Below are 21,400 nucleotides of genomic sequence, written 5' to 3'. Positions count from 1 at the left end.
ACGCGCGCGAATCGCCGACGTATTGTCCGACTAACGCTAAACTAACCGGACTGATGAGCACCGATACCGTCTCCGCCCCGGACCGCGATCCCCTTCGTCCCTTGCGCTATTTCTGGCGCGTGCCCCTGCTGCTGCTGCACGTGGTGCTGGGTGTCCTGCTGTGCGCCGGCATCCTGAGCTGGAACAAGCACGTGGTGATGAAGGACGGCCGCGAGCCGTTCGCGCATCGCATGATCCGCTGGTGGTCGACCAAGCTGCTGCGCATCTTCGGCCTGCGCTCCGTCCGCTTCGGACAGCCGCTGCGCGACCCGGTGCTGTTCGTCGCCAACCACACCTCGTGGATCGACATCGAGCTGCTGCACAGCCAGCGCGCCGCCTGCTTCGTGGCCAAGGCCGAGATAGCCAGCTGGCCGCTGGTCGGCTGGCTGGCGGCCAGCGGCGGCACCATCTTCCACCGCCGCGGCAGCAACCATTCGCTGGCGACGGTGATGCAGGTGATGGTCGACCGCCTGCGCGGCGGCCGCTCGGTGGCCGTGTTTCCCGAGGGCGGCACCGGCCACAACGGTGTGCTGCGGGTCTTCCATGCCCGCATCTTCCAGGCTGCGCTGGATGCGGACGTGCCCGTGCAGCCGGTGGCCCTGCGCTTCGCCCGCGACGGCCGGCGCGTGATCGACGCGGGTTTCCGCGAGCACGAGAACTTCCTGCAGAACTTCCTGCGTCTGCTGGGCGAAGCGCCGTTGGATGCCGAGGTGCATTTCCTTGAACCGGTGCCGGCCACACCCGAAGCGCGTCGCCGCATGGCCGAGCTCTCGCGCGAACGCATTGCCGCCGCCCTGGAAGACCGCGCCGCATGACGCTCCCGCGCGGCGCCGATTTCCGCCCGCCATGGCCGCTCAACAGCGGCCACATCCAGACCATGCTTTCCTCCAGCGGCGTCCGCCGCCGCCTGCTGCCGCGCTCCGCGCAGACCGTGCGCGAGGGCGCCGAGCCGGTGATGGTGGACGGCGGCGACGGCGTGCGCCTCACGGGTGCATACACCGCGCAGAAGGCCCTGGCGGAAGCGCGCGGCCTCGCCGTGCTGTTCCACGGCTGGGAAGGGAGCGTCGATTCCACCTATGTGCTGCAGACGGGCAGCCGCCTGCTGGCTGACGGCTGGGACGTGTTCCGCCTGAACTTCCGCGACCACGGCGACAGCCATCCGCTCAACGAGGCGCTGTTCCATTCCTGCCGCATCGACGAAGTGGTACACGCGCTCGCCGATATCGCCCGGCGCTGGCCCGCGCGCCGGATGGCGCTGGCCGGGTTCTCGCTGGGTGGCAATTTCGCGCTGCGCGCCGCGTTGCGCGCGCCGGCCTCCGGCGTGCCGCTCGATTACGCGCTGGCGGTGTGCCCCATCATCGATCCGGGCGAAGGTCTGTTCTCGCTGGAGGAAGCGGCGCCCTGGTTCTACCAGGCCTATTTCCTGCGCAAGTGGCGCCGCTCGCTGCGCGCCAAGCAGGCGGCGTTCCCGCACCGGCAGTATTTCGAGCTGGACGAACTGAAGCAGAACCTGCGGGGCCTCACCGAATCGCTGGTGCTGCGCCATACCGATTTCGGATCGCTCCAGGCCTATCTGGACGGCTATTCCGTGGCCGGCGCCGCCCTGAAGGCGATGCGCATCCCGGCCACGATCCTCACCGCGCGCGACGATCCGGTGATCCCGGTCGATGCGTTCGAGAAGCTGGAACTGCCGCCGAACGTGGAACTGGACATCGCACCCCACGGCGGCCACTGCGGCTTCATCCGCGGCATGGACATGACCAGTTTCACCGACGACTACATCGCCGCGCGCTTCAACGCGCTGGCGGGTTAAAGCCCTAGCGCCGGATCAGATCAGCGCGCCCGGCTCGCGCCGCCGCATCCAGCAGGCGATGCTCATGCGCTCGCGCGTGGCCGGCAGTACTTCGTGCTCGAAGCGGTCGGACAGGAACAGCACCATGCGGCCGGCGTGCGGCAGGACATCTCGATGGCTGCCGTCGTCCAGGTACAGCCGCAGCGCGCCGCCATCCTGCGGTTGCCAATCCGCATTGAGGTAATACACCACCGACACCACGCGCGCCTCGCGTTGATGCGGCTGGTCCAGATGGCGCGCATAGCGGGCGCCGGGCGGATAGACCGCATAGTGGGCCTCGTTCTCCACCAGGCCCAGCATCAGGCCGCGATTGAACGCCACGCGCAGCGCCTCGAGTGCTTCCACGTAAGGCCGCTGCGCTGCGGTCGGCGTGGCCATATCGAACCAGCGGGTATGGTCGCCGCGCAGTGTCGAGAGCGTCTTCTCACGGCCGACGCGTGCCGCCGCCAGTTCGCCGGAGGCATGCATGGCCGCGCATTCGTCGGCCAGCGCAGCGGTGGCTGCCTCGGAGAGCAAGCCTTCGAGCACGCACCAGCCGTGCGTGGCGAGCGCGTCGATGGCGGTGTCGATATGGGCGGTGAAGGGATCCATGCGAAACCTCGAGTGGCGGGAGCGCCGCGCCCGCCGTGGCACGGCTCCGGGCCGGTGCGTGCACCATGACGATGCCGGCCCTCGCTTGCCCATGGCCGGGGCCGCGCACGATATCAGAGCGGCAGAGGCAACTTCATCCGCGCCGTTATAGGCTGTCCGATCCCGCCACCGGAGGTCATCCATGCGTCCGCTCCTCGCTCTTGCGCTCGGCCTGCTCGCCTTCCCCGCCTTGGCCGAACCCCAGCTGGACAAGCTCACCCTGCCCAAGGGGTTCCATATCGCCGTCTATTCCGACCGGACCCCGAACGCACGCGAGATCGCGCTGGGCGCCAAGGGCACCGTGTTCGTAGGTTCCAACGACGCCGGCAAGGTCTATGCGCTCACCGACAGTACCGGCAGCGGCAAGGCCGACAAGGTGCGCGTCATCGCCACCGGGCTGCAACTGCCGGTGGGCGTCGCCTTCAAGAACGGCGACTTGTACGTGTCCGCGGTAAGCAAGATCGTGGTGCTGCGCGACATCGAGAATCACCTGGACGATCCGCCGAAGCCCGAGGTGGTGTACGACAAGTTCCCCACCGATACGGCCCACGGCTGGAAGTTCATCGCCTTCGGCCCGGACGGCAAGTTGTATGTGCCGATCGGCGCGCCGTGCAACATCTGCGACAAAGGCAAGGACTACGCCAAGCTCACCCGGCTCAACCAGGACGGCACCGGCCTGGAGGACGTGGCCTACGGCATCCGCAACACGGTCGGCTTCACCTGGCGCCCCGGCAGCAACGACCTGTGGTTCACCGACAACGGGCGCGACCTGCTGGGCGACGACCTGCCCAGTGACGAACTCAACCGCGCCACGCGCGTCGGCGAGCATTTCGGCTATCCCTATTGCCATCAGGGGGACACGCTGGATCCCGAGTTCGGCAAGGGCAAGAACTGCAAGGACTACACCGCGCCGGTGCTGAAGCTCGGCGCCCACGTGGCCTCGCTGGGTCTGCGCTTCTACGAGGGCAAGCAGTTCCCGGCCAGCTACAAGGGCGCGCTGATCGTCGCTGAGCACGGCTCGTGGAACCGCACCAAGAAATCCGGCTACCGCGTGATGACCGTGCGGCTCAACGGCAACAAGGTGGTCTCCTACGAGCCGCTGATCGAAGGCTTCATGCAGGACGAGAAGGCCTGGGGACGTCCGGCCGACGTGCAGCCGCTGCCCGACGGCAGTCTGCTGGTGAGCGATGACGAGGCCGGCGCGGTGTATCGCGTCACCTATCAAGCCAAATGACCCGAACGGAGGACCACGACGTGCAACTTCGCAGTGACAGCTTCGCGAACGGCCAGCCGATTCCCTTCCGCTTCGCCTTCGGCAAGCCGGGCGACCCGGTGGCCTTGTCGGACAACCTCAGCCCCCATCTCGCCTGGAAGGGCGCGCCGCCCGCGGCGCGCTCCTACGTGCTCACCTGCATCGACACGGACGTGCCCAGCCGCGGCGACGACGTCAACCAGCCGGACCGTACGGTGCCGGCCGATCTCCCCCGCGTGGAATTCGTGCACTGGCTGATCGCCGACATTCCGGTCGAATGCGTCGAACTGGGCGAAGGCGCCTGCAGCGAAGGCATCGTCGTGCGCGGCAAGCGCGCGCCTTCCGGTCCGCCTGGCAGCGTGCAGGGCAGGAACGACTACACGGGCTGGTTCCAGGGCGACAAAGAGATGGCCGGCGAGTACCTCGGCTACGACGGCCCGTGTCCGCCGTGGAACGACGAGCGCGTGCATCACTATCACTTCCGCGTGCATGCGCTGGACGTGGCAACGCTCTATCTCGCCGACGGTTTCACGCTGGACGAGCTGCGCAAGGCGATGCATGGTCACGTGCTGGCTGAAGCGGAGATCGTCGGCACCTATGCGATCTACGCCGAAGCGGTGGTCCGCGCTTAGCGGGTGTTTAGCCGCCCGTTGACGTAACGCCACGATGTGGTGACAACGTGGAGGCCGCGGCGCGCGGCCTTCACGCGGGCAAGGCGCGGCCTATGGATGAATGCGCACCAGGGGATTCCGTTCCGTCATCGAGGAATCGCGCCATGCTTCACTACGCCCTGGTCTTTCTGGTCATCGCCATCATCGCGGCGCTGTTGGGTTTCACCGGAATCGCGGGTACCGCGGCGGGCATCGCCAAGATCCTGTTCGTCATCTTCCTGATCCTCGCCGTGATCGCTTTCTTCCGGCGAGCCAGCTGAACGGGCGCGTCGCCCCGCATACACCCGGGCGGGAAATTCGCTAGAGTCAACCATCCCGTCCCAAGGAGACCGCCATGAACAAAGAAGTCCAGGCGAACGATACGGTTCCGGAGCAGGCTATCGGCACGGGCGGCAGCCGCATCGAAGAGGGCGCCGAGCGCTTCAAGCGCGCCACGTCCGATGCGGTGGCCCATGCCAAGGAAAAGGTCGATCACGTCGCGGACCGCGTGGAAGACGGGCTGCATCGCGCCACCGACAAGGCGGCCGGCGCGGCGACACGGGCGACCGAGAAGGCGGGCGAATACAGCGAGCGCGGTCGCGAAGTCTACGACGAGGCCATGGACCGCGCCGACGCGTGGTTGGAAAAGGCACGCGACTACGTACGCGAGAAGCCGGTGCAGTCGGTGGCCATCGCGCTGGGCGCGGGCTGGCTGCTCGGCCGCATCCTGCGTCGCTGATCCTCCACGAAGCGAGGTCAGCGGATGCACGATCCCGGTCGTGAGGAAGGCGGGCGCGAGGAAGGCCCCGCGGCGTCCGGGGGCGAGCCGCCCTTGTCCGACCGTTCCGCGCCCGGGGATCCGGGCGTACTCGACGAGATCGGCCGCGCCGGGCGCGCGGCCAAACACTTGTTCGGCGCGCAGCTTTCGTTGCTCGTCGCCGAGCTGGGACTGGCGCGCAGCGCCGTGTCCTGGATGCTCCTGGCCGGCCTCGCCGCCACCGTCGCGGGCGTGGGCCTGGGTCTCACCCTGATGGCGCTGGCCGGCGTCCTGCTGGCGTCGTGGCTGCATTCCTGGCCCTGGGCGCTGGTCGTGCTGGGCCTGCTGCAGGCGCTGTTCCTCTGGGGGATGATCGCCCTGTTCCGGCGCTGCATGCACTGGCTGACGCTGCCCGCCTCACGGCGCGAATGGCGTGAGACCATACGGCAGGCGATGCGCCGGTCCGAACGCGGCGAAGCGCCGACCGCGCCTGGCGAGGCCGGCGTACACCGGGAGGAGGGTACATGAGCATGTTCAAGCATCTTCGCGCCGTACGCGAAGCGAGCAGCCGCGTCGGCGAGGCCCGACAGGCCCTGGCCGAGCCGGCTGGCGCGCTGCTGGCCCGCGGTCGGCGGCATCCGTTGGGTACGGTCGGCGTGGCGGCAGGCATCGGTTTCGTGCTGGGGCAGTTGAACGTGCATCCCCTGCGCGTGCCGGGGCTCGGCGCATTGCTCAGCGGCAGCGCCGCCGAACTGGTCGCGCAGGCCGCGCGCCTGGTCACCGAATTCAGCGAAGGCGGCTTCGACCCGTCATGAGCGCCACCGGTCCTCTCGCGCCGCCGCCTGCCAGCGGCGGCGATGCCCGCGTGCCCTCGCCCCTGGGCCTGCCGCCGTCGCGCCAGCGCCGGATGCCGGTCGCGCGCATCACGCAGCGGCACCTGCTGCGCATTCGCGTGGTGCTCAACATCCTGCTGGTGCTCGCCCTGCTGTACACGGTCACCATCGTTCGCGGCTTGCTCATCCCGCTGGTACTGGCAGGCTTCATCGGCTTGGCGCTCAATCCCATCGTGGCGTTCGCCGCGCGCCGCCGCGTGCCGCGCTGGTTGAGCGCGAGCGTGCTGGTGATCGCGCTCATCGCCGGCATCGGTACCGGCATCGCGCGCCTGACGCCGCCAGCGCTGGAGTGGTTCCACGACGCGCCGAGCTTGGTGCGCAACTTCGTGCCCAAGTTGCGCGCGGTGATGCAACCGCTGGAGGCGGCCAACCGCGCCACGCAGAGTCTGGTGAGTGGACAGGCGGTGCGCCAGGCGCCGCGCACCGCCACGGTAGCCATCGATGCGTGGGACGTGATCGCCGGCACACCCAAGGTGCTCGCGGCCGTGCTGACGGTGGTACTGCTGGTGTTCTTCTTCCTGATCTACGGCGATTCGCTGTTGCGACGATTGGTGGAGATCGCCCCCAACTTCCGTTACAAGCGCCGCACGGTATCCATCGTGCGCAGCATCCAGGTGGAGGTGTCGCGCTACATCCTCACCACCATCGTCATCAACGCCACGCTCGGCGTGGTTACGGCCACCATGCTGTGGGCCTACGCGGTGCCCGATCCCCTGCTGTGGGGCTCGGTGGCGATGATCGCCAACTTCATTCCCTACGTCGGCTCGATCACTACCACGACCTTGCTCGCCCTGGTCGGCCTGATGCACTTCGATCAGCCCGGCCAGGCGCTGCTTCCCGCGCTGACGTTCGCCGGCATCACCGCGGTCGAGGGCAATCTGATTACTCCGCTGATCCAGGGCCGGCGCATGCGCCTGAGCCCGGTGGCCATCCTGCTGTGGCTGCTGGTGTGGGGCTGGCTGTGGGGCATACCCGGCGCGCTGCTCGCCGTGCCGATGCTCACCAGCGTGAAACTGATCGCCGAGAAGCTTCGCGGCTGGCGCTGGTTCGCGCTGGTGGTGCAGCGCTGATCCAGCGCGTAGTGGGCGCTTCCATCACGGGATGCCATGCCGGGCTAGCACCCACGCGCGACCGCATCGTCGCGCTTCACCAGGGGATCGGTGTGCGATCCCGGAAGAAACCGCCGGTGACCGCACCTTTCAGCGGCAGGCAGGCGGCCCAGACGATCCCGGCCGCACCGTCGGCGACCGGCCGGCCGCCGGGTCCGCCCATGTCGGTCGCCACCCAGCCGGGGCACACCGCGTTCACCAGGATGCCGCTGCCTTTCAGCTCCGTGGCGAGCATGCGCGTGTAGCTGTTGAGCGCCGCCTTGGAGACGCGATACGCGGGGCAGTCCTCGCCGTCGCTGTCGGTGGCGCCGCAGCCGCTGGAGACGTTGACGATGCGCCCGTAGCCGTGGCGCTTCATGAAGGGAATCACCGCCTCGCCGAGACGCCAGGCGCCCAGCAGGTTGGTGTCCAGCGCACTCTGCACGCGAGCGAGGTCCACGCTGGAGGCGCGGTCCCCGACATCGAAGAACGCGCCGGCGTTGTTCACCAGCACGTCGAGCCGTCCATAGTCGCGCCCGATCCGCTCGACCAGCGCATCGACGTCGGCTTGGGAGGTGACGTCCAGCTGCACCGCGATGGCGTCGCCGCCCTCGCGCCGCAGTGCCTTGGCTGCTTTCTCTCCGGCGGCGGGGTTGCGCGCACCGAGCAGGACCGTCATGCCGGCGGCCGCGAGCTGGCGGGATACTTCCAGCCCGAGGCCGCGGTTGGCGCCGCTGACCAGCGCGACGCGCTGGCTCGGCGGCGGTTCGGTACCCAGGCCGCGCTCACGCGGCGCGCGGCGGGGAAACGGGAGCGGAGGGCTCATGGCCGCGACTCACGGCGCCTGCGCGACCTGGCTGCAGCGCTCGTCGCCGCAGGCTTCCCAGCCGCCGCCGATGGCCTTGTATACGGCCACTGCGCGCAGGTTGATCGCCGCCTCGGCCTCGGCCAGCGCGTCCTCGGCGGAGAGCTGCGTGCGTTCGGCATCGAGCAACTGCAGGAAATCCGCCGCGCCTTCGTTGTAGCGCACCCGCGCCAGTTCGGTCGCGCGGCGGCTCTGCGTCACCTGGTCCAGCAGCTTCTGCACGCGCTCGCGTTGCAGGTTGAAACCCAGCAGCGAGTTGCTGACGTCTTCCACCGCCTGCAGCACGGTGCGCTGGTAATTGGCCAGCGCCGCATCGGCGCGTGCTTCGCTCGCCTTCACGTTGTTGCGCACGCGCTGCACGTTCAGGCCTGGCCAGCTGATACTGGGTGCCACCGACCACGCCCGCGAATCGGCGCCGCCGAAGTCGTTGCTGCGCCCGGCCAGGAAGCCGACGAAGCCGCCCAGCGTGATGTGCGGGAACCAGTCGGCCTTGGCCACGCCGATGCGCGCATTGGCCGCGGCCAGCTCGCGTTCCGCCACGCGCACGTCGGGCCGGCGGGCGAGCACGTCGCCTGCGTTGCCGATAGGTAGCGCCACGTCGATCGGCTTGAAGCTCGCCGGCGACAGGTCGACGTCCAGTTCGCCCGGACGCACGCCCAGCAGGACCGCCAGGTGCGCCTCGTCGGCGTGCGCCTGCGTCTGCAGCACGGGCAGCTGTGCTTCGACCGCGGCAAGCCGCGCGTTGGCGCTGGCCACGTCCTGTTCCGAACCGGTGCCGATGTCGAAGCGCGCGCGGATCAGGCGCATGCTCTCGCGCTGGTTGTCGATGTCGCGCTTGGCCACGTCGATGCGCAGCTGCGTGCCGCGCAGGTCGAAGTAGTAGCGGGCCACCTCGGCGAACAGGGTCACCTGCGCATCCTGCAGCGATGCCGCGCTCGCCTCGGCCTGCGCGCCGGCCGCTTCCACCGAGCGGCGCACGCCGCCGAACAGGTCGATCTCCCAGCTGGCGTCGAAGCCGGCGCGGTAGCTTTCGGTCGTCACGCGATCAGTGGTGAAGCCCGGCTGCTGCCCGCGGCTGCGCTGGTAGTCGATATCCGTGTTGATGGTCGGCCACTGGTCGGCGCGGGTGACGCCGAGCAGTGCGCGCGATTCCTTCAGGCGCGCGACGGCGATCTTCAGGTCCGGCGCGTTCGTCGCCGCGCGCTGGATCAAGGCATCGAGCGCAGGGTCGTTGAACTGCTTCCACCACGCGGCCTGGAAATTCTCCGCGCTCACCTGCTTCGCGTTCGCTTCCTGCAGAGCCACTGGTTTCTCGTCGGGCCGGTGGTAATCCGGCCCGACGCTCACGCAGCCGGCCAGCAGCAGCGCGGCGGCCAGCGCGCTCAGGCGGGCCTGCCGCGGGGCGCGGCGGGCGAACCAGCCCTGCACGGTTTCAGTCATGGAAGTGGACATCAGTGTTCCTCCAGCGCGGGCGTATTGAGGCCCTTGGCGGCGCGGCGGGCGGCGCGGCGCGCTTCGGCGCGCTCGCTCCAGCCGCGAATGATCACGTAGAACAGCGGGGTGAAGATCAGGCCGAAGAAGGTGACGCCCAGCATGCCGGCGAATACCGCCACGCCCATCGCATGGCGCATTTCCGCACCGGCGCCGTGCGAGGTCACCAGCGGCACCACGCCCATGATGAACGCGATGGACGTCATCAGGATCGGGCGCAGTCGCAGGCGGGCGGCTTCCAGCACGGCCGTCTTGCGGTCCAGGCCTTCCAGGATCTGCGCTTCGCGGGCGAACTCCACGATCAGGATCGCGTTCTTGCAGGCCAGGCCGACGAGGACGATCAGGCCGATCTGGGTGAAGATGTTGTTGTCGCCGCCCGAGAGCCACACGCCGGAGATCGCGGACAACAGCACCATCGGCACGATCAGGATCACCGCCAGCGGCAAGGTCAGGCTCTCGTACAGCGAAGCCAGCACCAGGAACACCAGCAACACGCACAAGGGGAACACCAGCACCGCCGTATTGCCGGCGAGGATCTGCTGATAGGTCAGCTCGGTCCATTCGAACGACATGCCGTTGGGCAAGTTCTCGCGCGCCAGCTTCTCCATCGCGTCCTGCGCCTGGCCCGAGCTGAAGCCCGGCGCCGGGCCGCCGTTGATCTCGGCGGTGGGGTAGCCGTTGTAGTGCTGCACGCGGTCCGGGCCCACGCCCTGGTGCACCGACAGGAACGAACCCAGCGGGATCGCCTCGCCGCGCGCATTGCGGGTGCGCAGCTGCAGCAGGTCTTCCGGCTCGTGGCGGAAGCGCTGGTCGGCGGACACGTTCACCTGGTAGGTGCGGCCGAAGCGGTTGAAGTCGTTGACGTAGAGCGAGCCCATGTAGGCCTGCATGGTCTGGTACACGTCGGCCAGGTCCACGCCTTCGGCCTTGGCCTTCTCGCGGTCCACGTTCGCGTCGATCTGCGGCACGCTCACCTGATAGCTGGAGAACAGCCCGGCCAGGGTCGGCGTCTTCCGACTTTCGGCGATCAGGTTCTGCGTCTGCTTGAACAGTTCCTCGAAGCCGACGTCGCCGCGGTCCTCGATCTGGATGCGGAAGCCGCCGATCGTGCCCAGGCCCATCACCGGCGGGGGCGGGAACACGGCGATGTAGGCATCCTGGATCGCGGCGAACTTCTGGTTGAGCGCACCGGTAATGGCATTGGCCGAGAGCGAGGCGTCGCGCCGCTCCTCGAACGGCTTGAGCGTGGCGAACACGATGCCGGAGTTGGTGCTGTTGGTGAAGCCGTTGATCGACAGGCCCGGGAAGGCCACAGCGCTTTCCACGCCCGGCTGCTTCAGGGCGATCTCGCTCATGCGGCGGATCACGTCCTCGGTGCGGTCCAGCGAAGCCGCATCAGGCAGCTGCGCGAATGCCACCAGGTACTGCTTGTCCTGCTGCGGCACGAAGCCGGTCGGCACGTGAGCGAAGCCCAGGAAGCCGAGCACCACCAGGCCGCCGTACACCATTAGCGTGACGGTACCCGCGCGCAGGATGCGCTTCACGCCGCCCACATAGCGGTTGGCGCCGGTGGTGAACACGCGGTTGAACGGACGGAACAGCCAGCCAAGGCCCTTGTCCATCCACACCGTGAGCTTGTCCTTCGGCGCATCGCGATCGCGCAGCAGGATGGCAGCCAGCGCCGGGCTCAGGGTCAGCGAATTGAACGCCGAGATGACCGTGGAGATGGCGATGGTCAGTGCGAACTGGCGATAGAACTGGCCGGTCAGGCCGCTGATGAAGGCCGTGGGCACGAACACCGCGCACAGCACCAGCGCCGTGGCCACGATCGGGCCGGTCACTTCCTTCATCGCCTGGCGCGTGGCCTCCTTCGGCCGCATGCCGTGCTCGATGTGGCGCTCGACGTTCTCCACCACCACGATCGCATCGTCCACCACGATGCCGATCGCCAGCACCAGGCCGAACAGCGACAGCGCGTTGAGCGAGAAGCCCGCCAGATACATCACCGCGAAGGTGCCGATCAGCGATACGGGCACGGCCACCAGAGGAATGATCGAGGCACGCCAGGTCTGCAGGAACAGGATCACCACCAGCACCACCAGGGCGATGGCTTCGAACAGCGTATGCACCACCGCTTCGATCGAACCGCGCACGAACACGGTCGGGTCGTACACGATGTGATAATCCACGCCCTGCGGGAATTCCTTCTTCAGCTCCGCCATGGTGGCGCGCACTTCGTCGGAGATCTGGATAGCGTTGGAGCCCGGGCGGGCGAAGATCGGAATCGCCACCGCCGGCTGATTGTCCAGCAGGCTGCGCAGTGCGTAGTTGTTGGAACCCAGTTCCACGCGGGCCACGTCGCGCAGATGCGTCACGCCGCCATCGGCGGTAGTGCGCACAATGATGTTGAGGAAGTCTTCCTCGTTGACCAGGCGGCCTTGCGTGTTGATGTTGAGCTGGAACGCGGCATTGCTGGGGCCGGGCGGCGCATTGAGCGCGCCGGCGGCCACGGCCACGTTCTGCTCCTGGATGGCGTGGATCACGTCGCCGGTGGTCAGCTGGCGCGAGGCCAGTTTTTCCGGATCGAGCCACACGCGCATGCTGTATTCGCCTGCGCCGAACAGCTGCACGTCGCCCACGCCGTTCAGGCGCGCCAGCTGGTCCTTGATGTGCAGGCGCGCGTAGTTCGACAGGTACAGCATGTCGTAGCGGTTATCGGGCGAGGTCAAGTGCACGACCATGGTCAGGTCGGGCGAGCTCTTCTGCGTGGTCACGCCCAGTCGCTGCACTTCCTGCGGCAACTTGGTAAGCGCCTGTGCGACACGGTTCTGCACCTGCACCTGGGCGTTGTCCAGGTCGCTGCCCAGCGCGAAAGTGACGGTCAGCGTCATCGCGCCGTCGCTGGTGGACTGCGAGGAGGTGTACAGCATGCCTTCCACGCCGTTGATCTGCTCTTCCAGCGGCGTGGCGACGGTCTCGGCGATCACCTTGGGGTTGGCGCCGGGATAGCTGGCGCGCACCACCACGGTGGGCGGCACCACTTCGGGGTACTCGGCGATCGGCAGGCGGAACAGCGAAATGCCGCCCGCGATGACGATCAGTACGGAGAGGACGCCGGCCAGGATCGGCCTGTCCACGAAGAATTGGGCGATTTTCATCGGATCGGTCCTGAGTGCTTTGGACAAGCCGCCCCCATGGCGCGCACGTGGCGCGCCGTTCGTGGCGGTTCGTTCCTTCCCCTGCGCCGGCATGGCGCAGGGGCCTTGCCGTCGGTCAGTTCTGGGCGGCGACCTTGCCCGCGCCGCCGCCGTTCATCGCCAACTGCTTGCTGGCGTCCTGGCTGCGGCTTTCCATGGCCACCTTGGTGGCATTCACCTCGACGCCGGGGCGGACGTGCTGCAGTCCGTTGACCACCACGACGTCGTCCTTGCCCAGGCCGTCCTCGACCACGCGCAGGCCGTCCAGCAGCGGACCGGTGACGACGCGGCGGTACTCGACTTTGCGGTCTTTCAGCACCAGCACGTACTTGTTGCCCAGGTCGGAAGCGACGGCGCGGTCATCGATCAACGCGCGCGGGCGCTGGGTGTCGCTGCGCAGCTGCACGCGCACGTACAGGCCGGGGGTGTAGCTGCCATCGGCGTTGTCGAACACCGCGCGCAGGCGGATCGTGCCGGAGCCCGCGCGCAGCTGGTTATCGACGAAGTCGATGCGGCCGGCATGCGGGAAGCCTTGCTCGTTGGCCAGCGCCATCGCCACCTTCGGCGCCACGCCGCGTTCGCGGCGCAGCTGTTCGAGCTTCAGGTAGCTGTTCTCGTCCACGTCGAAGTAGGCGTACACCGGGTTCACGCTGACCACGCTGGTCAGCACGTCGTTGCTAGTGACCAGGTTGCCGGGGGTGACCAGGGCATTGCTGACGCGGCCGTCGATCGGCGCGCGCACCTCGGTGAAGCCCAGGTTGAGCTTGGCCGCCTCCAGCGCCGCGCCGGTCGAGGCCAGCTGGGCCTTCGCGCTCTGCGCCGCAGTGGTCAGGCGGTCGCCTTCCTCGCGGGAGATGGCGTGCTGCTCCAGCAGCCGCTGGCCGCGGGCCGCATTGGCCTCGGCCAGGTTCAATTCCGAGCGGGCCTGGTTGAGATTGGCCTGCAGACGATCCACTTCAGCCTGATAGGGACGCGGATCGATGCGGAACAGCAGCTGGCCCTTCTTGACCATGGCGCCTTCGGTGAAATGCACCGAGTCGACATAGCCGTTCACGCGGGGCCGCAGCTGGATGGTGTCTACCGCCTGCAGGCGGCCGGTGAACTCGTTGGAATCGCTGACCGGGCGGACCAGCACCTGGGCGACGGTCACTTCCGGCGGTCCGCCGGCGGCGGCCTGGGCATGAGTTTCGCCGCGGCTGCCGAGCACCGCCCAGCTGCCGGCCACGGCAACCACGGCGAGGGTGGCGAAGATCCATCGTTTCTTCATGATGCGCTCCGAGAATTAGTGAACCGATTCGTTCAAACCGTTCGAGGCGCGAGAGAATAGGTGTACCTTCCGGTATAGAAAATCCCTTTCTTGTGCAATGCAGTAGTGACGCCGAGTCACGAATCAGCAGAGAATCGTCCCTATGGAAGACTTCGCCGCAATATCGGCCTTCGTCCGGGTAGTCGAGGCCAAGAGTTTCGCCGCCGCCGCCGCGCAGCTGGGCATGACCCCGTCCGGCGTGAGCCGGGCCGTGTCCCGCCTGGAGGAACGGCTCGGTGCCCGCCTGCTGTTCCGATCGACACGTTCGCTGCGATTGACCGACGATGGGGCCGCGTTCCACTCGCGTTGCAAGGAAATCCTCGCCGATCTGGCCGAGGCCACCGAGGCCCTGAACTACGCCAACCGCAAGCCGACGGGCAGGCTCCGCGTAGGCATCTCGCTGGCCGTAGGGCGGGCGGCGGTCATTCCCCGCCTGGACGAATTCGAGCGCCGCTACCCGGATATCCGCCTGGAACTGTCCATGAGCGACAGCCCGGCCGATCTCAATGAAGAAGGCATCGATTGCGCCATCCGCGTGGGCGAATTGGAAGATTCCAGCCTGATCGCCCGCAAGATCGGTTATCTGCGCAACGTGGTCTGCGCCTCGCCGGACTATCTGGCCAAGTACGGCGCGCCGCGCAGCATCGAAGACCTCAAGCAACACCGCTGCATCAACTACGTCTATCCCAACGGCCGTCCGCGCCAGTGGCAATTCGAGACGCCCAGCGGCCAGGTCAGCGTGGACATCGATGCGCACCTGCTGATCAACGACGGCGAATCGGTGATCCAGGCCGCCGCCGCCGGCCTCGGCATCACCCAGGCGCCGCACATGCTGGTCTGCTGCATGCTCGACAAAGGCATGCTCGAACTGGTGATGACCGACACCATCTCCACCGGCAAGCCGGTGTGGATCGTCTATCCGCAGAAGAAGCATCTCTCCGCCCGCGTGCAGGCGTTCATCGAATGGGTGCGCGAGTTGTTCGATCGCACCAATGAACCCGGATACAAAAAGCTGCCGGTTCCCGCCGAGAAGGCGGAACAACCCCCGCAACGCATGACGGCCTGACGGCACACCATTAACTCCCTCTCCCCTTTGGGGAGAGGGCTGGGGTGAGGGGGTCTACGGAGCGAAGCGCGTCCTCCGCAACCCGACCTCCCTAATGGGGGCTCTCCACGCCGACCCGCGCAACCCCCTGAGCCGCAAGGCCTTCACTATTCTTCATTCGCCTTTCCGGCGCTTCATTCTTCCCTCCGATGAACTCCCGGCACACCCGTCACGGAGCTCATCGATGCATCGCACCCGCCGTTCCCTCACCGCCGCCTTGCTGCTCGCCGCGGCCCTTCCGCTGGTCGCCGCCGACTACCGACCGCCCGTCACGCGGGACGACGGTTGGCCGGTCGCCGACGCCCGGGCCGCGCACGCGGATACCGCGCGGCTCGATGCGCTGGAGGCGAAGATCGCCGACGGCAGCTACAAGGGCATCACCAGTGTCCTCGTCGCGCGCGACGGCAAGCTGGCCTACGAGCGCTACTTCAACGGCAGCGATGCCGACCGCCTCAACGACGTGCGCTCGGCCAGCAAAAGCGTCACCGCGCTGTTGGTCGGCGCGGCCATCGATCGGGGCCTGATCCCGGGCGCGCAAGCGAAGGTCTACGGCTTCTTTCCCGACAAGCAGCCCGTGCAACACCCGGACCCGCGCAAGCAGGCGATCACGCTGGAAGACTTGCTCACCATGAGTTCCCTGTGGGAATGCAACGACGAGAACGAGTTCTCCTCGGGCAACGAGGAACGCATGTACGTCACCGAGGACTGGCTGCAGTTCGCGCTGGACCTCCCCATCAAGGGCTTCGCCCCGTGGATGACGAAGCCGGCGGACAGCCCGCACGGGCGCGCGTTCGCCTACTGCACGGCGGGCGCCTTCGTCGCCGGCGCGGTCGTGGAGCGCGCCGCACGCATGCCGCTGTCGCGCTTCGCCGCCGAAGCGCTGGAGAAATCGCTGGGCATCGACCGCGCGCAATGGAACGCTTCGCCGCTCGGCATCGGCATGGGCGGCGGCGGCACGCGCTATCGCAGCCGCGACCTGGCCAAGCTCGGCGAACTGGCCCTGGAGGAAGGCCGCTGGCGCGGGAAGCAGGTGATTTCCGCCGCATGGATCCGCGCCATGCTCGCCGTGCACGCGCAGGCGCGCGAGGATGCGGACTACGGCTATCTGTGGTGGTGCTTCCGCAAGCCCGTGACCGGCATCGACGAGCCGGTGTGGGCGATGGGCGGCAACGGCGGCAACTACGTCTTCGTGATTCCATCGCGACGGCTGGTCGCCGTGGTCACCAGTACGGCCTACAACCAGCGCTATGCCCATCCGCAGTCGCAGGAAATCCTGCGCGATTACGTGCTGAAGGCGTTCGCCCCGAAGTGAAGTAATGCCGATCAGCGGGCCTCGCGCAGGTCCGCGGGCCGCCAGTCGGCCGCGAGCACCTGCGCGCGCAGCGCGGCGACGCGCCGGCTCAGCGCATCGATGGCCTCGGCATAGGCGGGTTCGCCCGCCAGCCCGCGCAGCAGCGGCGAAGTCTGCAGATAGAAGCGGTCGCTGTAGCCCTCCCGCACCGCGTCGGCCACGCTGCGCAGCGCATCGGTGCGTCGCCCGCGGGCATCCTGCAGCAAGGCTAGTTCGAGCCGGTCGACGGGAAAGCCCGCGCCCGCGTCGAACTGCTTGCTCAGCTCGGCGATGCGCCCGTCCAGCCAGGCCGGTGCCGGCGGCGTGTCGGCATAGAGCGCCGCCAGCGTCCCGGGCAGGCTCATCTGCGGGCGCAGCTGCTGCGCCTGCGCGAACGCGAGATGGGCCGCGGCACGATCGCCGCGCAACAAGGCCAGTTCGCCGGCCAGCAGGTACAGGTCCACATGCGGCGTGTTGCGCGCAAGGGCCTGGTCCAGCGCCGTGCGCGCGTCCTCGAAACGCCCCTGCAGAAAGAGATGGCGCGGCCAGGCGATGTTGGAGAACACGCTGTCGGGATAGAGCTGGAAGCTCTCGCGAAAACGCCGTTCCGCCGCTTCCTCGAAACCCAGCAGCTCCAGTTCGCGCGCGATCTGCACGTCGCGGAAACGCACCCGCGCCGGATCGCCGCGCATGTCCAGGTTGGCGCGCAACGCATCGGCCAGCCGGCCCTGTTCCTGATAGAGATAGGCCGCCGATGCGCGCGTGGCGTCGTCCTTCGGATCCAGCGCCACGGCCTTCTCATAGGCGCGCAGCGCCTGGCTCAACTCGCCGCTGCAATCGTGCGCATAACCCAGCGCGGCCCAGGCCGCGGCGTTGCCGGGTTCGGTCCGCAGCACCGCCTCCGCCTCGTCCTGCGCGCGCCGTGCCCATTCGTAAGGGAAGTTGTAGAGACAGACGCGCGCGCTATACGCGCGGCTCAGGCCGACGTGGGCCGGCGCGTTGCCTGGCGCGCGCGCCAGCAGCTGCTGATAGAGGTTGATCGCGCGCTCGTTGTTGTCCTTCTGGCCGATGCCCGCGTAATACATCGCACGGTTCAACAACGTCCGTTCGGGGTCGACGCGACCAGCGTCCACCGACGCGCGATGCCACCACCACGCGCCACCTGCCGTCGCGAGGACCAGCACACCCAGCCCGATCGCCCATACGCCGGGCCAACGTTGCCGGACTGCCGGCTCATCCGCGATCAGCGCTTCGGCGACCTGGGGCGGTTCGCACAACTGATAGCCGCGGCCGCGTACCGAGCGGATATAGCGTGGATTGCGCCCATCGTCGCCCAGCGATTGGCGCAGCAGCTTCACGCGCTGGGTGACGGTCTCCTCGTTGACCACCGCCGGCGCCCAGACTTCGGTCATCAGCGTGTCGAAATCCACTACTGCGTCGCCGTGCCGCAGCAGGCAGGCCAGCAGCTGGAAGCTCAGCCCCTGCACGTCGAGCGGCTCGCCATCGCGCATCACGTGCTGGCGAGCGAGGTCGACATGCAGGTCGAGGAGTCGATAGTGGCGCGGCTGTTCCATGCGCGCGGACTATGTCATGGAACCGCAGGTCGGGGTGAGCCAAAGGCGCACTCCCACGCTGAGATATGTTTTGAACGTGCTGGCTTTGAACGAGCCGTTTTCGATGGGCGAGTCGCCGATGCCGGGGTCCGCCTGCGGCTCACTCCAAGCTTACGCACCGGCGGGCATCAGCAAGAGCAGGGCCACGCCCAGCGCGATGCGGTAGATCGCGAACGGCGTGAAGCGATGCGTGCGGATATAGCCCAGCAGCCACTTCACCGCGACGAACGCCACGATGGCCGAGACTACGAAGCCCACCGCCAGTGCGGTCCAGTCCTCGTGCGCGGCACCGCCGTTCTTCAGCACCTTCAGCAGCTCGTAGCCGGTGGCCGCGTACATGGTGGGAATGCCCACCAGGAAGGCGAACTCGGTCGCGGCGGGGCGATTGCTGGTGCCGGCGAGCATCGCGGCGAAGATGGTTGCGGCCGAGCGGGACGTCCCGGGAAAGACGCCGGCGACGATCTGCGCCACGCCGACCAGGATCGCCACTGTCCAGGTCACCTCGGTGCGGTCGGTCTTGCGCGCTGCCATCTGCTCCGCGCCGATCATCCAGAAACCGCCCACCACGAGGGCCCAGGCCACGGGCGTCACCGCTTCCGGCAGCTTGAAGCCCATGTGCGTGACCACATAGCCCAGCACCGCGGTGATCATGAAGGCGACGAACAGCTTCAGCACGTAGTCGCGGTTGGCCGGCTCGCGCCACTGCGTGAGCAGCAGCCAGATACGCTTCCAGTAGATCAGCGTCACGGCAAGGATCGCGCCCGCCTGGATGCCCACGTTGAACAGGTCCGAGCGCGCACCCAGGCCCAGCTTTTCCGCGATCAGCAGATGACCGGTGCTGGAGATGGGCAGGAATTCGGTGATGCCTTCGATGATGCCGAGCAGGACGACGTTGACGATATCGGGCACGCGGGCGACTCCGGGCTGCAAAGCGTCATAGCTTAAGCGGTCGTTTGCGTCTTGGGGCGTGTGGATGTGTCAGGTCGCTCGTGGCCGGTTCATGCGAATGTTTTTGCGGTGGATTGGCTGGTGTTGTTGCGTGGGTTGTCGTCGCGTTGTCATCTCTTGCGGTGATAGCGCTCGTTGTCGCGACGTGGTCGCCAGCCTTGTCTCGCCCCTCGCGGGGCGAGGGTTTCGCTCTCCTGCCGGAGAGCGAGTTACATCTTCTTTGCTTGCCCAATCCCCTCAAGGGGGACCTCGAGAAGAAGTAACCAAGAAGAAAAGGCACCCTGCGCGGCGCCCTCCGGTGGCCTTCGCCACCTCCGGGTGCGTTGAGGGCTGGCCGGGCTTTTCGACAGGGCATCCTGCCCTGATCGAAAAGGCGGGGACGTCCTGTCCCCGCCCGCCTGCGGCGGCCTGATCGTCCAGCCCTCACCGCCGCGAAGGGAACCCGGGAGATCAAGAGCGCGACGGAGCGTCGCTTCGCTCGCTCTTGTTTTGTTTTTGCTCGCCGCGGTACCGCACTTCTCCTTCTCCCCTCTGGGGAGAAGGCGGGATGAGGGGCGGGGGCTCGCGGGAACTTGGCCAGAGCCAATGCGAACTCCACGGCGACACTGCTGCAACGCCGCCCAAAACCTCCTTACGCTGCCACCGCCGCCTCCAACGCCACTTCCCCCAGAAATCCACCCGCACTCCGCGCCTCCCGCTGCCCCTCGATCGCATGTGCAAACGCCACCGCGGGGTCGGCTTCCAACTTCTCGAACAAACGTTGCAGGCGCGGATAACCCATGCGGCCGGCCACATCGTGGTAGTCGGTCCAGCGTGCGATGCCTGCGAAGTACGCATCCGCGACCGTGCGCTGTTCGCCGGCCAGCCATGGGCGGTCGCCGAGCATCTCATCCAGCAGGGCATGCGCACGCGCTACGCGGGCGCGACCGTAGTCGGTGAGTACGCGTTTCTCCTCGCCTTCGCTGCCATGTTCCAGCACGTGCCACAGCGGGCCGAAGGCGCTGAAGAACGTGGTGTTGAGGAAGCCCAGCACCTGGTTGAACCGGTCGAAGCCGGGGCTGCCTTGCGGGAAGGCCAGGCCGCGGTCCAGGCCGAGGGCGCCGAGGTGGTGGAGGATGGCGGCGCTTTCGCTGAGCGTGCGGCCGTCCGCGGTGAGCAGGGCGGGTGTTTCCGCGACGGGGTTGATGCGCTTGAAGGTGTCGGTGGTGACGTCGCGGGGCATCTCGACGCGGCACAGCCGGTAGGGCTGGCCCAGCCATTCGAGCGCCACGATGGAGCCGAAGGAGCAGCCCGAGGGCACGCCGTAGAACAGGATGGGTGTCATGCGATTTCTCCATGCCGGGGACGTCCCGGCGTGGCGGTGAAGCTACCGGCGTGGACTTCGCGGCAGTAGCCGGCCAAGAATGGACTTATCGTCCACATCTATGGCCTTTGCGTGCTCAATCTCAACGACCTGAAATTCTTCGCCGCGGCCGTCGAGCATGGTGGCTTTGCGGCGGCGGGGCGTCGGCTGGGTGTGCCCAAGTCCACGGTGAGCAAGCGGGTCGCCGAGCTGGAAACGGCGCTGGGTGCGCGCCTGATCCTGCGCACCTCGCGCAGCTTCGCCCTGACCGAGGCCGGACGGGATTTCCACGAACACGCGCGCGCCGCCCTGATCGAGGCGGAGGCCGCCGAGGACGTCGTGCGCAGCCGCGCCAGCGAGCCGAGCGGCACGGTGCGCATCACCGCTGCCGTGCCCACGGCGCAGTTCGATCTCGCGCCGCATCTGCCGCGGCTTGCCCGCATGTACCCGCGGCTGCACCTGCGGCTCGACGTCACCGACCGGTTCGTCGATGTGGTGCAGGAGGGCTACGACATCGCGGTGCGCAGCCACTTCGCGCCCTTGCCCGATTCCGGACTGGTGCAGCGGCGTGTGCGCGTGGATCCGATCGTACTGGTCGCGGCGCCAGCGTATCTCGCGCAGCACGGCACACCTGCGACGCCGGAGGCGCTCGCTGGACACGACGGCCTGCTCACCGCGCCCGGCGCCGACCAATGGCAGCTCGCCGACGGCGAGGGGCGTGGCGTCCGCGTGGCGCCACGGCCGCGCATGACCGCCAACGAATCCGTCGCGCTCCTGCATGCGGCGACGGCGGGACTGGGCGTGACCTGCCTGCCCGCACGCATGTGCCGGGCGGCCATGGAGGCCGGCGCGCTTGAGCGCGTCCTGCCCGACTGGACCGCTGGCAGCGTTGCCACGACGCTGGTCATGCCGCATCGCCGGGGCCTGCTGCCGGGCGTGCGCGTGGCGATCGAGTTCCTGGTCACGTGCCTGGGCGAGGCTTGAAGGCTAGGATGGCGGACCGGCCTCGGGCAGGTCCGGCGTGATGATCGATTCTGGTGCA

20 protein-coding genes are annotated in these 21,400 nt (G+C 67.9%); 12 read left to right on the top strand and 8 right to left on the bottom strand.

From position 1 onward, the window contains the following. Nucleotides 1–53 precede the first annotated feature (53 nt). Nucleotides 54–854: a lysophospholipid acyltransferase family protein gene (locus tag RKE25_RS00820; protein WP_311840375.1), complete on the top strand. Its 801-nt coding sequence runs from the start codon at nt 54–56 to the stop codon at nt 852–854. Further along, complete coding sequence (locus tag RKE25_RS00815; RefSeq protein WP_311840374.1) at nt 851–1,852, top strand: alpha/beta fold hydrolase; 1,002 nt, start codon at nt 851–853, stop codon at nt 1,850–1,852. The genes RKE25_RS00820 and RKE25_RS00815 overlap by 4 nt, the downstream gene beginning before the upstream one ends. A 15-nt stretch (nt 1,853–1,867) precedes the next feature. Here the strand turns inward: RKE25_RS00815 and RKE25_RS00810 are convergent, their stop codons facing one another. Next, entirely contained in the window at nt 1,868–2,482 is a 615-nt protein-coding gene (locus RKE25_RS00810; protein WP_311840373.1) for a 2OG-Fe(II) oxygenase, read from the bottom strand. Nucleotides 2,483–2,663: 181 nt separating this feature from the next. Here RKE25_RS00810 and RKE25_RS00805 point away from each other — a divergent pair, with 181 nt between their 5' ends. The 7 genes from RKE25_RS00805 (at nt 2,664) to RKE25_RS00775 (ending at nt 7,143) form a co-directional block, all read left to right on the top strand. Beyond that, the gene (locus RKE25_RS00805; RefSeq protein WP_311840372.1) at nt 2,664–3,755 is read left to right on the top strand and encodes a PQQ-dependent sugar dehydrogenase; all 1,092 of its coding nucleotides are present in this window, start codon (nt 2,664–2,666) and stop codon (nt 3,753–3,755) included. Between the two features lie 20 nt (nt 3,756–3,775). Continuing rightward, nucleotides 3,776–4,405: a YbhB/YbcL family Raf kinase inhibitor-like protein gene (locus RKE25_RS00800; RefSeq protein WP_311840371.1), complete on the top strand. Its 630-nt coding sequence runs from the start codon at nt 3,776–3,778 to the stop codon at nt 4,403–4,405. A gap of 143 nt (nt 4,406–4,548) precedes the next feature. Next, the gene (locus RKE25_RS00795) at nt 4,549–4,704 is read left to right on the top strand and encodes a DUF1328 domain-containing protein (protein ID WP_311840370.1); all 156 of its coding nucleotides are present in this window, start codon (nt 4,549–4,551) and stop codon (nt 4,702–4,704) included. A gap of 74 nt (nt 4,705–4,778) precedes the next feature. Continuing rightward, on the top strand, nt 4,779–5,162 hold the full coding sequence (locus RKE25_RS00790) for a hypothetical protein (RefSeq protein WP_311840369.1): 384 nt from the start codon (nt 4,779–4,781) through the stop codon (nt 5,160–5,162). Nucleotides 5,163–5,255: 93 nt separating this feature from the next. Continuing rightward, complete coding sequence (locus tag RKE25_RS00785) at nt 5,256–5,708, top strand: ABC transporter ATP-binding protein (RefSeq protein ID WP_311840368.1); 453 nt, start codon at nt 5,256–5,258, stop codon at nt 5,706–5,708. Then, nucleotides 5,705–5,995, top strand: coding sequence for a hypothetical protein (locus RKE25_RS00780; RefSeq protein ID WP_311840367.1), 291 nt, complete (start codon nt 5,705–5,707; stop codon nt 5,993–5,995). Before RKE25_RS00785 ends, RKE25_RS00780 begins: the two co-directional genes overlap by 4 nt. After that, nucleotides 5,992–7,143, top strand: coding sequence for an AI-2E family transporter (locus RKE25_RS00775; RefSeq protein ID WP_311840366.1), 1,152 nt, complete (start codon nt 5,992–5,994; stop codon nt 7,141–7,143). The genes RKE25_RS00780 and RKE25_RS00775 overlap by 4 nt, the downstream gene beginning before the upstream one ends. A 76-nt stretch (nt 7,144–7,219) precedes the next feature. Here RKE25_RS00775 and RKE25_RS00770 read toward each other — a convergent pair whose 3' ends face one another. The 4 genes from RKE25_RS00770 to RKE25_RS00755 all read right to left on the bottom strand — a co-directional run bounded on the left by RKE25_RS00770 (nt 7,220) and on the right by RKE25_RS00755 (nt 13,981). Beyond that, nucleotides 7,220–7,987, bottom strand: a complete 768-nt coding sequence (locus RKE25_RS00770; RefSeq protein ID WP_311840365.1) for an SDR family oxidoreductase — start codon at nt 7,985–7,987, stop codon at nt 7,220–7,222. Between the two features lie 9 nt (nt 7,988–7,996). After that, entirely contained in the window at nt 7,997–9,466 is a 1,470-nt protein-coding gene (locus tag RKE25_RS00765; protein WP_311842296.1) for a TolC family protein, read from the bottom strand. 11 nt (nt 9,467–9,477) lie between these two features. Beyond that, entirely contained in the window at nt 9,478–12,675 is a 3,198-nt protein-coding gene (locus RKE25_RS00760) for an efflux RND transporter permease subunit (RefSeq protein WP_311840364.1), read from the bottom strand. A gap of 115 nt (nt 12,676–12,790) precedes the next feature. Further along, nucleotides 12,791–13,981 (bottom strand): efflux RND transporter periplasmic adaptor subunit, encoded by a 1,191-nt coding sequence (locus RKE25_RS00755; protein WP_311840363.1) that lies wholly within the window; start codon nt 13,979–13,981, stop codon nt 12,791–12,793. A gap of 142 nt (nt 13,982–14,123) precedes the next feature. Here RKE25_RS00755 and RKE25_RS00750 point away from each other — a divergent pair, with 142 nt between their 5' ends. Next, nucleotides 14,124–15,086 carry a LysR family transcriptional regulator gene (locus RKE25_RS00750; RefSeq protein WP_311840362.1) on the top strand — a complete coding sequence of 321 codons (963 nt, stop codon included), beginning with the start codon at nt 14,124–14,126 and terminating at the stop codon, nt 15,084–15,086. Nucleotides 15,087–15,309: 223 nt separating this feature from the next. After that, nucleotides 15,310–16,437, top strand: coding sequence for a serine hydrolase (locus RKE25_RS00745; RefSeq protein WP_311840361.1), 1,128 nt, complete (start codon nt 15,310–15,312; stop codon nt 16,435–16,437). 11 nt (nt 16,438–16,448) lie between these two features. On the opposite strand, the gene RKE25_RS00740 is transcribed toward RKE25_RS00745, so the two are convergent. The 3 genes from RKE25_RS00740 to RKE25_RS00730 all read right to left on the bottom strand — a co-directional run bounded on the left by RKE25_RS00740 (nt 16,449) and on the right by RKE25_RS00730 (nt 20,340). Continuing rightward, entirely contained in the window at nt 16,449–18,029 is a 1,581-nt protein-coding gene (locus RKE25_RS00740; RefSeq protein ID WP_311840360.1) for a winged helix-turn-helix domain-containing protein, read from the bottom strand. Between the two features lie 150 nt (nt 18,030–18,179). After that, on the bottom strand, nt 18,180–18,977 hold the full coding sequence (locus tag RKE25_RS00735; RefSeq protein WP_311840359.1) for an undecaprenyl-diphosphate phosphatase: 798 nt from the start codon (nt 18,975–18,977) through the stop codon (nt 18,180–18,182). A 670-nt stretch (nt 18,978–19,647) separates the two neighbouring features. After that, nucleotides 19,648–20,340, bottom strand: coding sequence for a glutathione S-transferase family protein (locus tag RKE25_RS00730; RefSeq protein ID WP_311840358.1), 693 nt, complete (start codon nt 20,338–20,340; stop codon nt 19,648–19,650). 111 nt (nt 20,341–20,451) lie between these two features. On the opposite strand from RKE25_RS00730, the gene RKE25_RS00725 reads away from it, so the two are divergent. Continuing rightward, nucleotides 20,452–21,342 carry a LysR family transcriptional regulator gene (locus RKE25_RS00725; RefSeq protein ID WP_311840357.1) on the top strand — a complete coding sequence of 297 codons (891 nt, stop codon included), beginning with the start codon at nt 20,452–20,454 and terminating at the stop codon, nt 21,340–21,342. Nucleotides 21,343–21,400: the final 58 nt, after the last annotated feature.

The organism is Dyella sp. BiH032, assembly GCF_031954525.1.
In the GTDB taxonomy this organism is placed as follows: Bacteria; Pseudomonadota; Gammaproteobacteria; order Xanthomonadales; family Rhodanobacteraceae; genus Dyella_D.
Note: the sequence above shows the minus strand (reverse complement) of the source record. Positions and strands in the feature narration are given on the sequence as shown.

What these genes read in the sequence shown, in the direction of transcription:
- RKE25_RS00820 (WP_311840375.1), top strand. Translation starts at nt 54, where the DNA reads ATGAGCACCGATACCGTCTCCGCCCCGGACCGCGATCCCCTTCGTCCC.
- RKE25_RS00815 (WP_311840374.1), top strand. Translation starts at nt 851, where the DNA reads ATGACGCTCCCGCGCGGCGCCGATTTCCGCCCGCCATGGCCGCTCAAC.
- RKE25_RS00730 (WP_311840358.1), bottom strand. Translation starts at nt 20,340, where the DNA reads ATGACACCCATCCTGTTCTACGGCGTGCCCTCGGGCTGCTCCTTCGGC.
- RKE25_RS00765 (WP_311842296.1), bottom strand. Translation starts at nt 9,466, where the DNA reads ATGACTGAAACCGTGCAGGGCTGGTTCGCCCGCCGCGCCCCGCGGCAG.
- RKE25_RS00750 (WP_311840362.1), top strand. Translation starts at nt 14,124, where the DNA reads ATGGAAGACTTCGCCGCAATATCGGCCTTCGTCCGGGTAGTCGAGGCC.
- RKE25_RS00810 (WP_311840373.1), bottom strand. Translation starts at nt 2,482, where the DNA reads ATGGATCCCTTCACCGCCCATATCGACACCGCCATCGACGCGCTCGCC.
- RKE25_RS00805 (WP_311840372.1), top strand. Translation starts at nt 2,664, where the DNA reads ATGCGTCCGCTCCTCGCTCTTGCGCTCGGCCTGCTCGCCTTCCCCGCC.
- RKE25_RS00740 (WP_311840360.1), bottom strand. Translation starts at nt 18,029, where the DNA reads ATGGAACAGCCGCGCCACTATCGACTCCTCGACCTGCATGTCGACCTC.
- RKE25_RS00795 (WP_311840370.1), top strand. Translation starts at nt 4,549, where the DNA reads ATGCTTCACTACGCCCTGGTCTTTCTGGTCATCGCCATCATCGCGGCG.
- RKE25_RS00755 (WP_311840363.1), bottom strand. Translation starts at nt 13,981, where the DNA reads ATGAAGAAACGATGGATCTTCGCCACCCTCGCCGTGGTTGCCGTGGCC.
- RKE25_RS00780 (WP_311840367.1), top strand. Translation starts at nt 5,705, where the DNA reads ATGAGCATGTTCAAGCATCTTCGCGCCGTACGCGAAGCGAGCAGCCGC.
- RKE25_RS00790 (WP_311840369.1), top strand. Translation starts at nt 4,779, where the DNA reads ATGAACAAAGAAGTCCAGGCGAACGATACGGTTCCGGAGCAGGCTATC.
- RKE25_RS00760 (WP_311840364.1), bottom strand. Translation starts at nt 12,675, where the DNA reads ATGAAAATCGCCCAATTCTTCGTGGACAGGCCGATCCTGGCCGGCGTC.
- RKE25_RS00770 (WP_311840365.1), bottom strand. Translation starts at nt 7,987, where the DNA reads ATGAGCCCTCCGCTCCCGTTTCCCCGCCGCGCGCCGCGTGAGCGCGGC.
- RKE25_RS00745 (WP_311840361.1), top strand. Translation starts at nt 15,310, where the DNA reads ATGCATCGCACCCGCCGTTCCCTCACCGCCGCCTTGCTGCTCGCCGCG.
- RKE25_RS00775 (WP_311840366.1), top strand. Translation starts at nt 5,992, where the DNA reads ATGAGCGCCACCGGTCCTCTCGCGCCGCCGCCTGCCAGCGGCGGCGAT.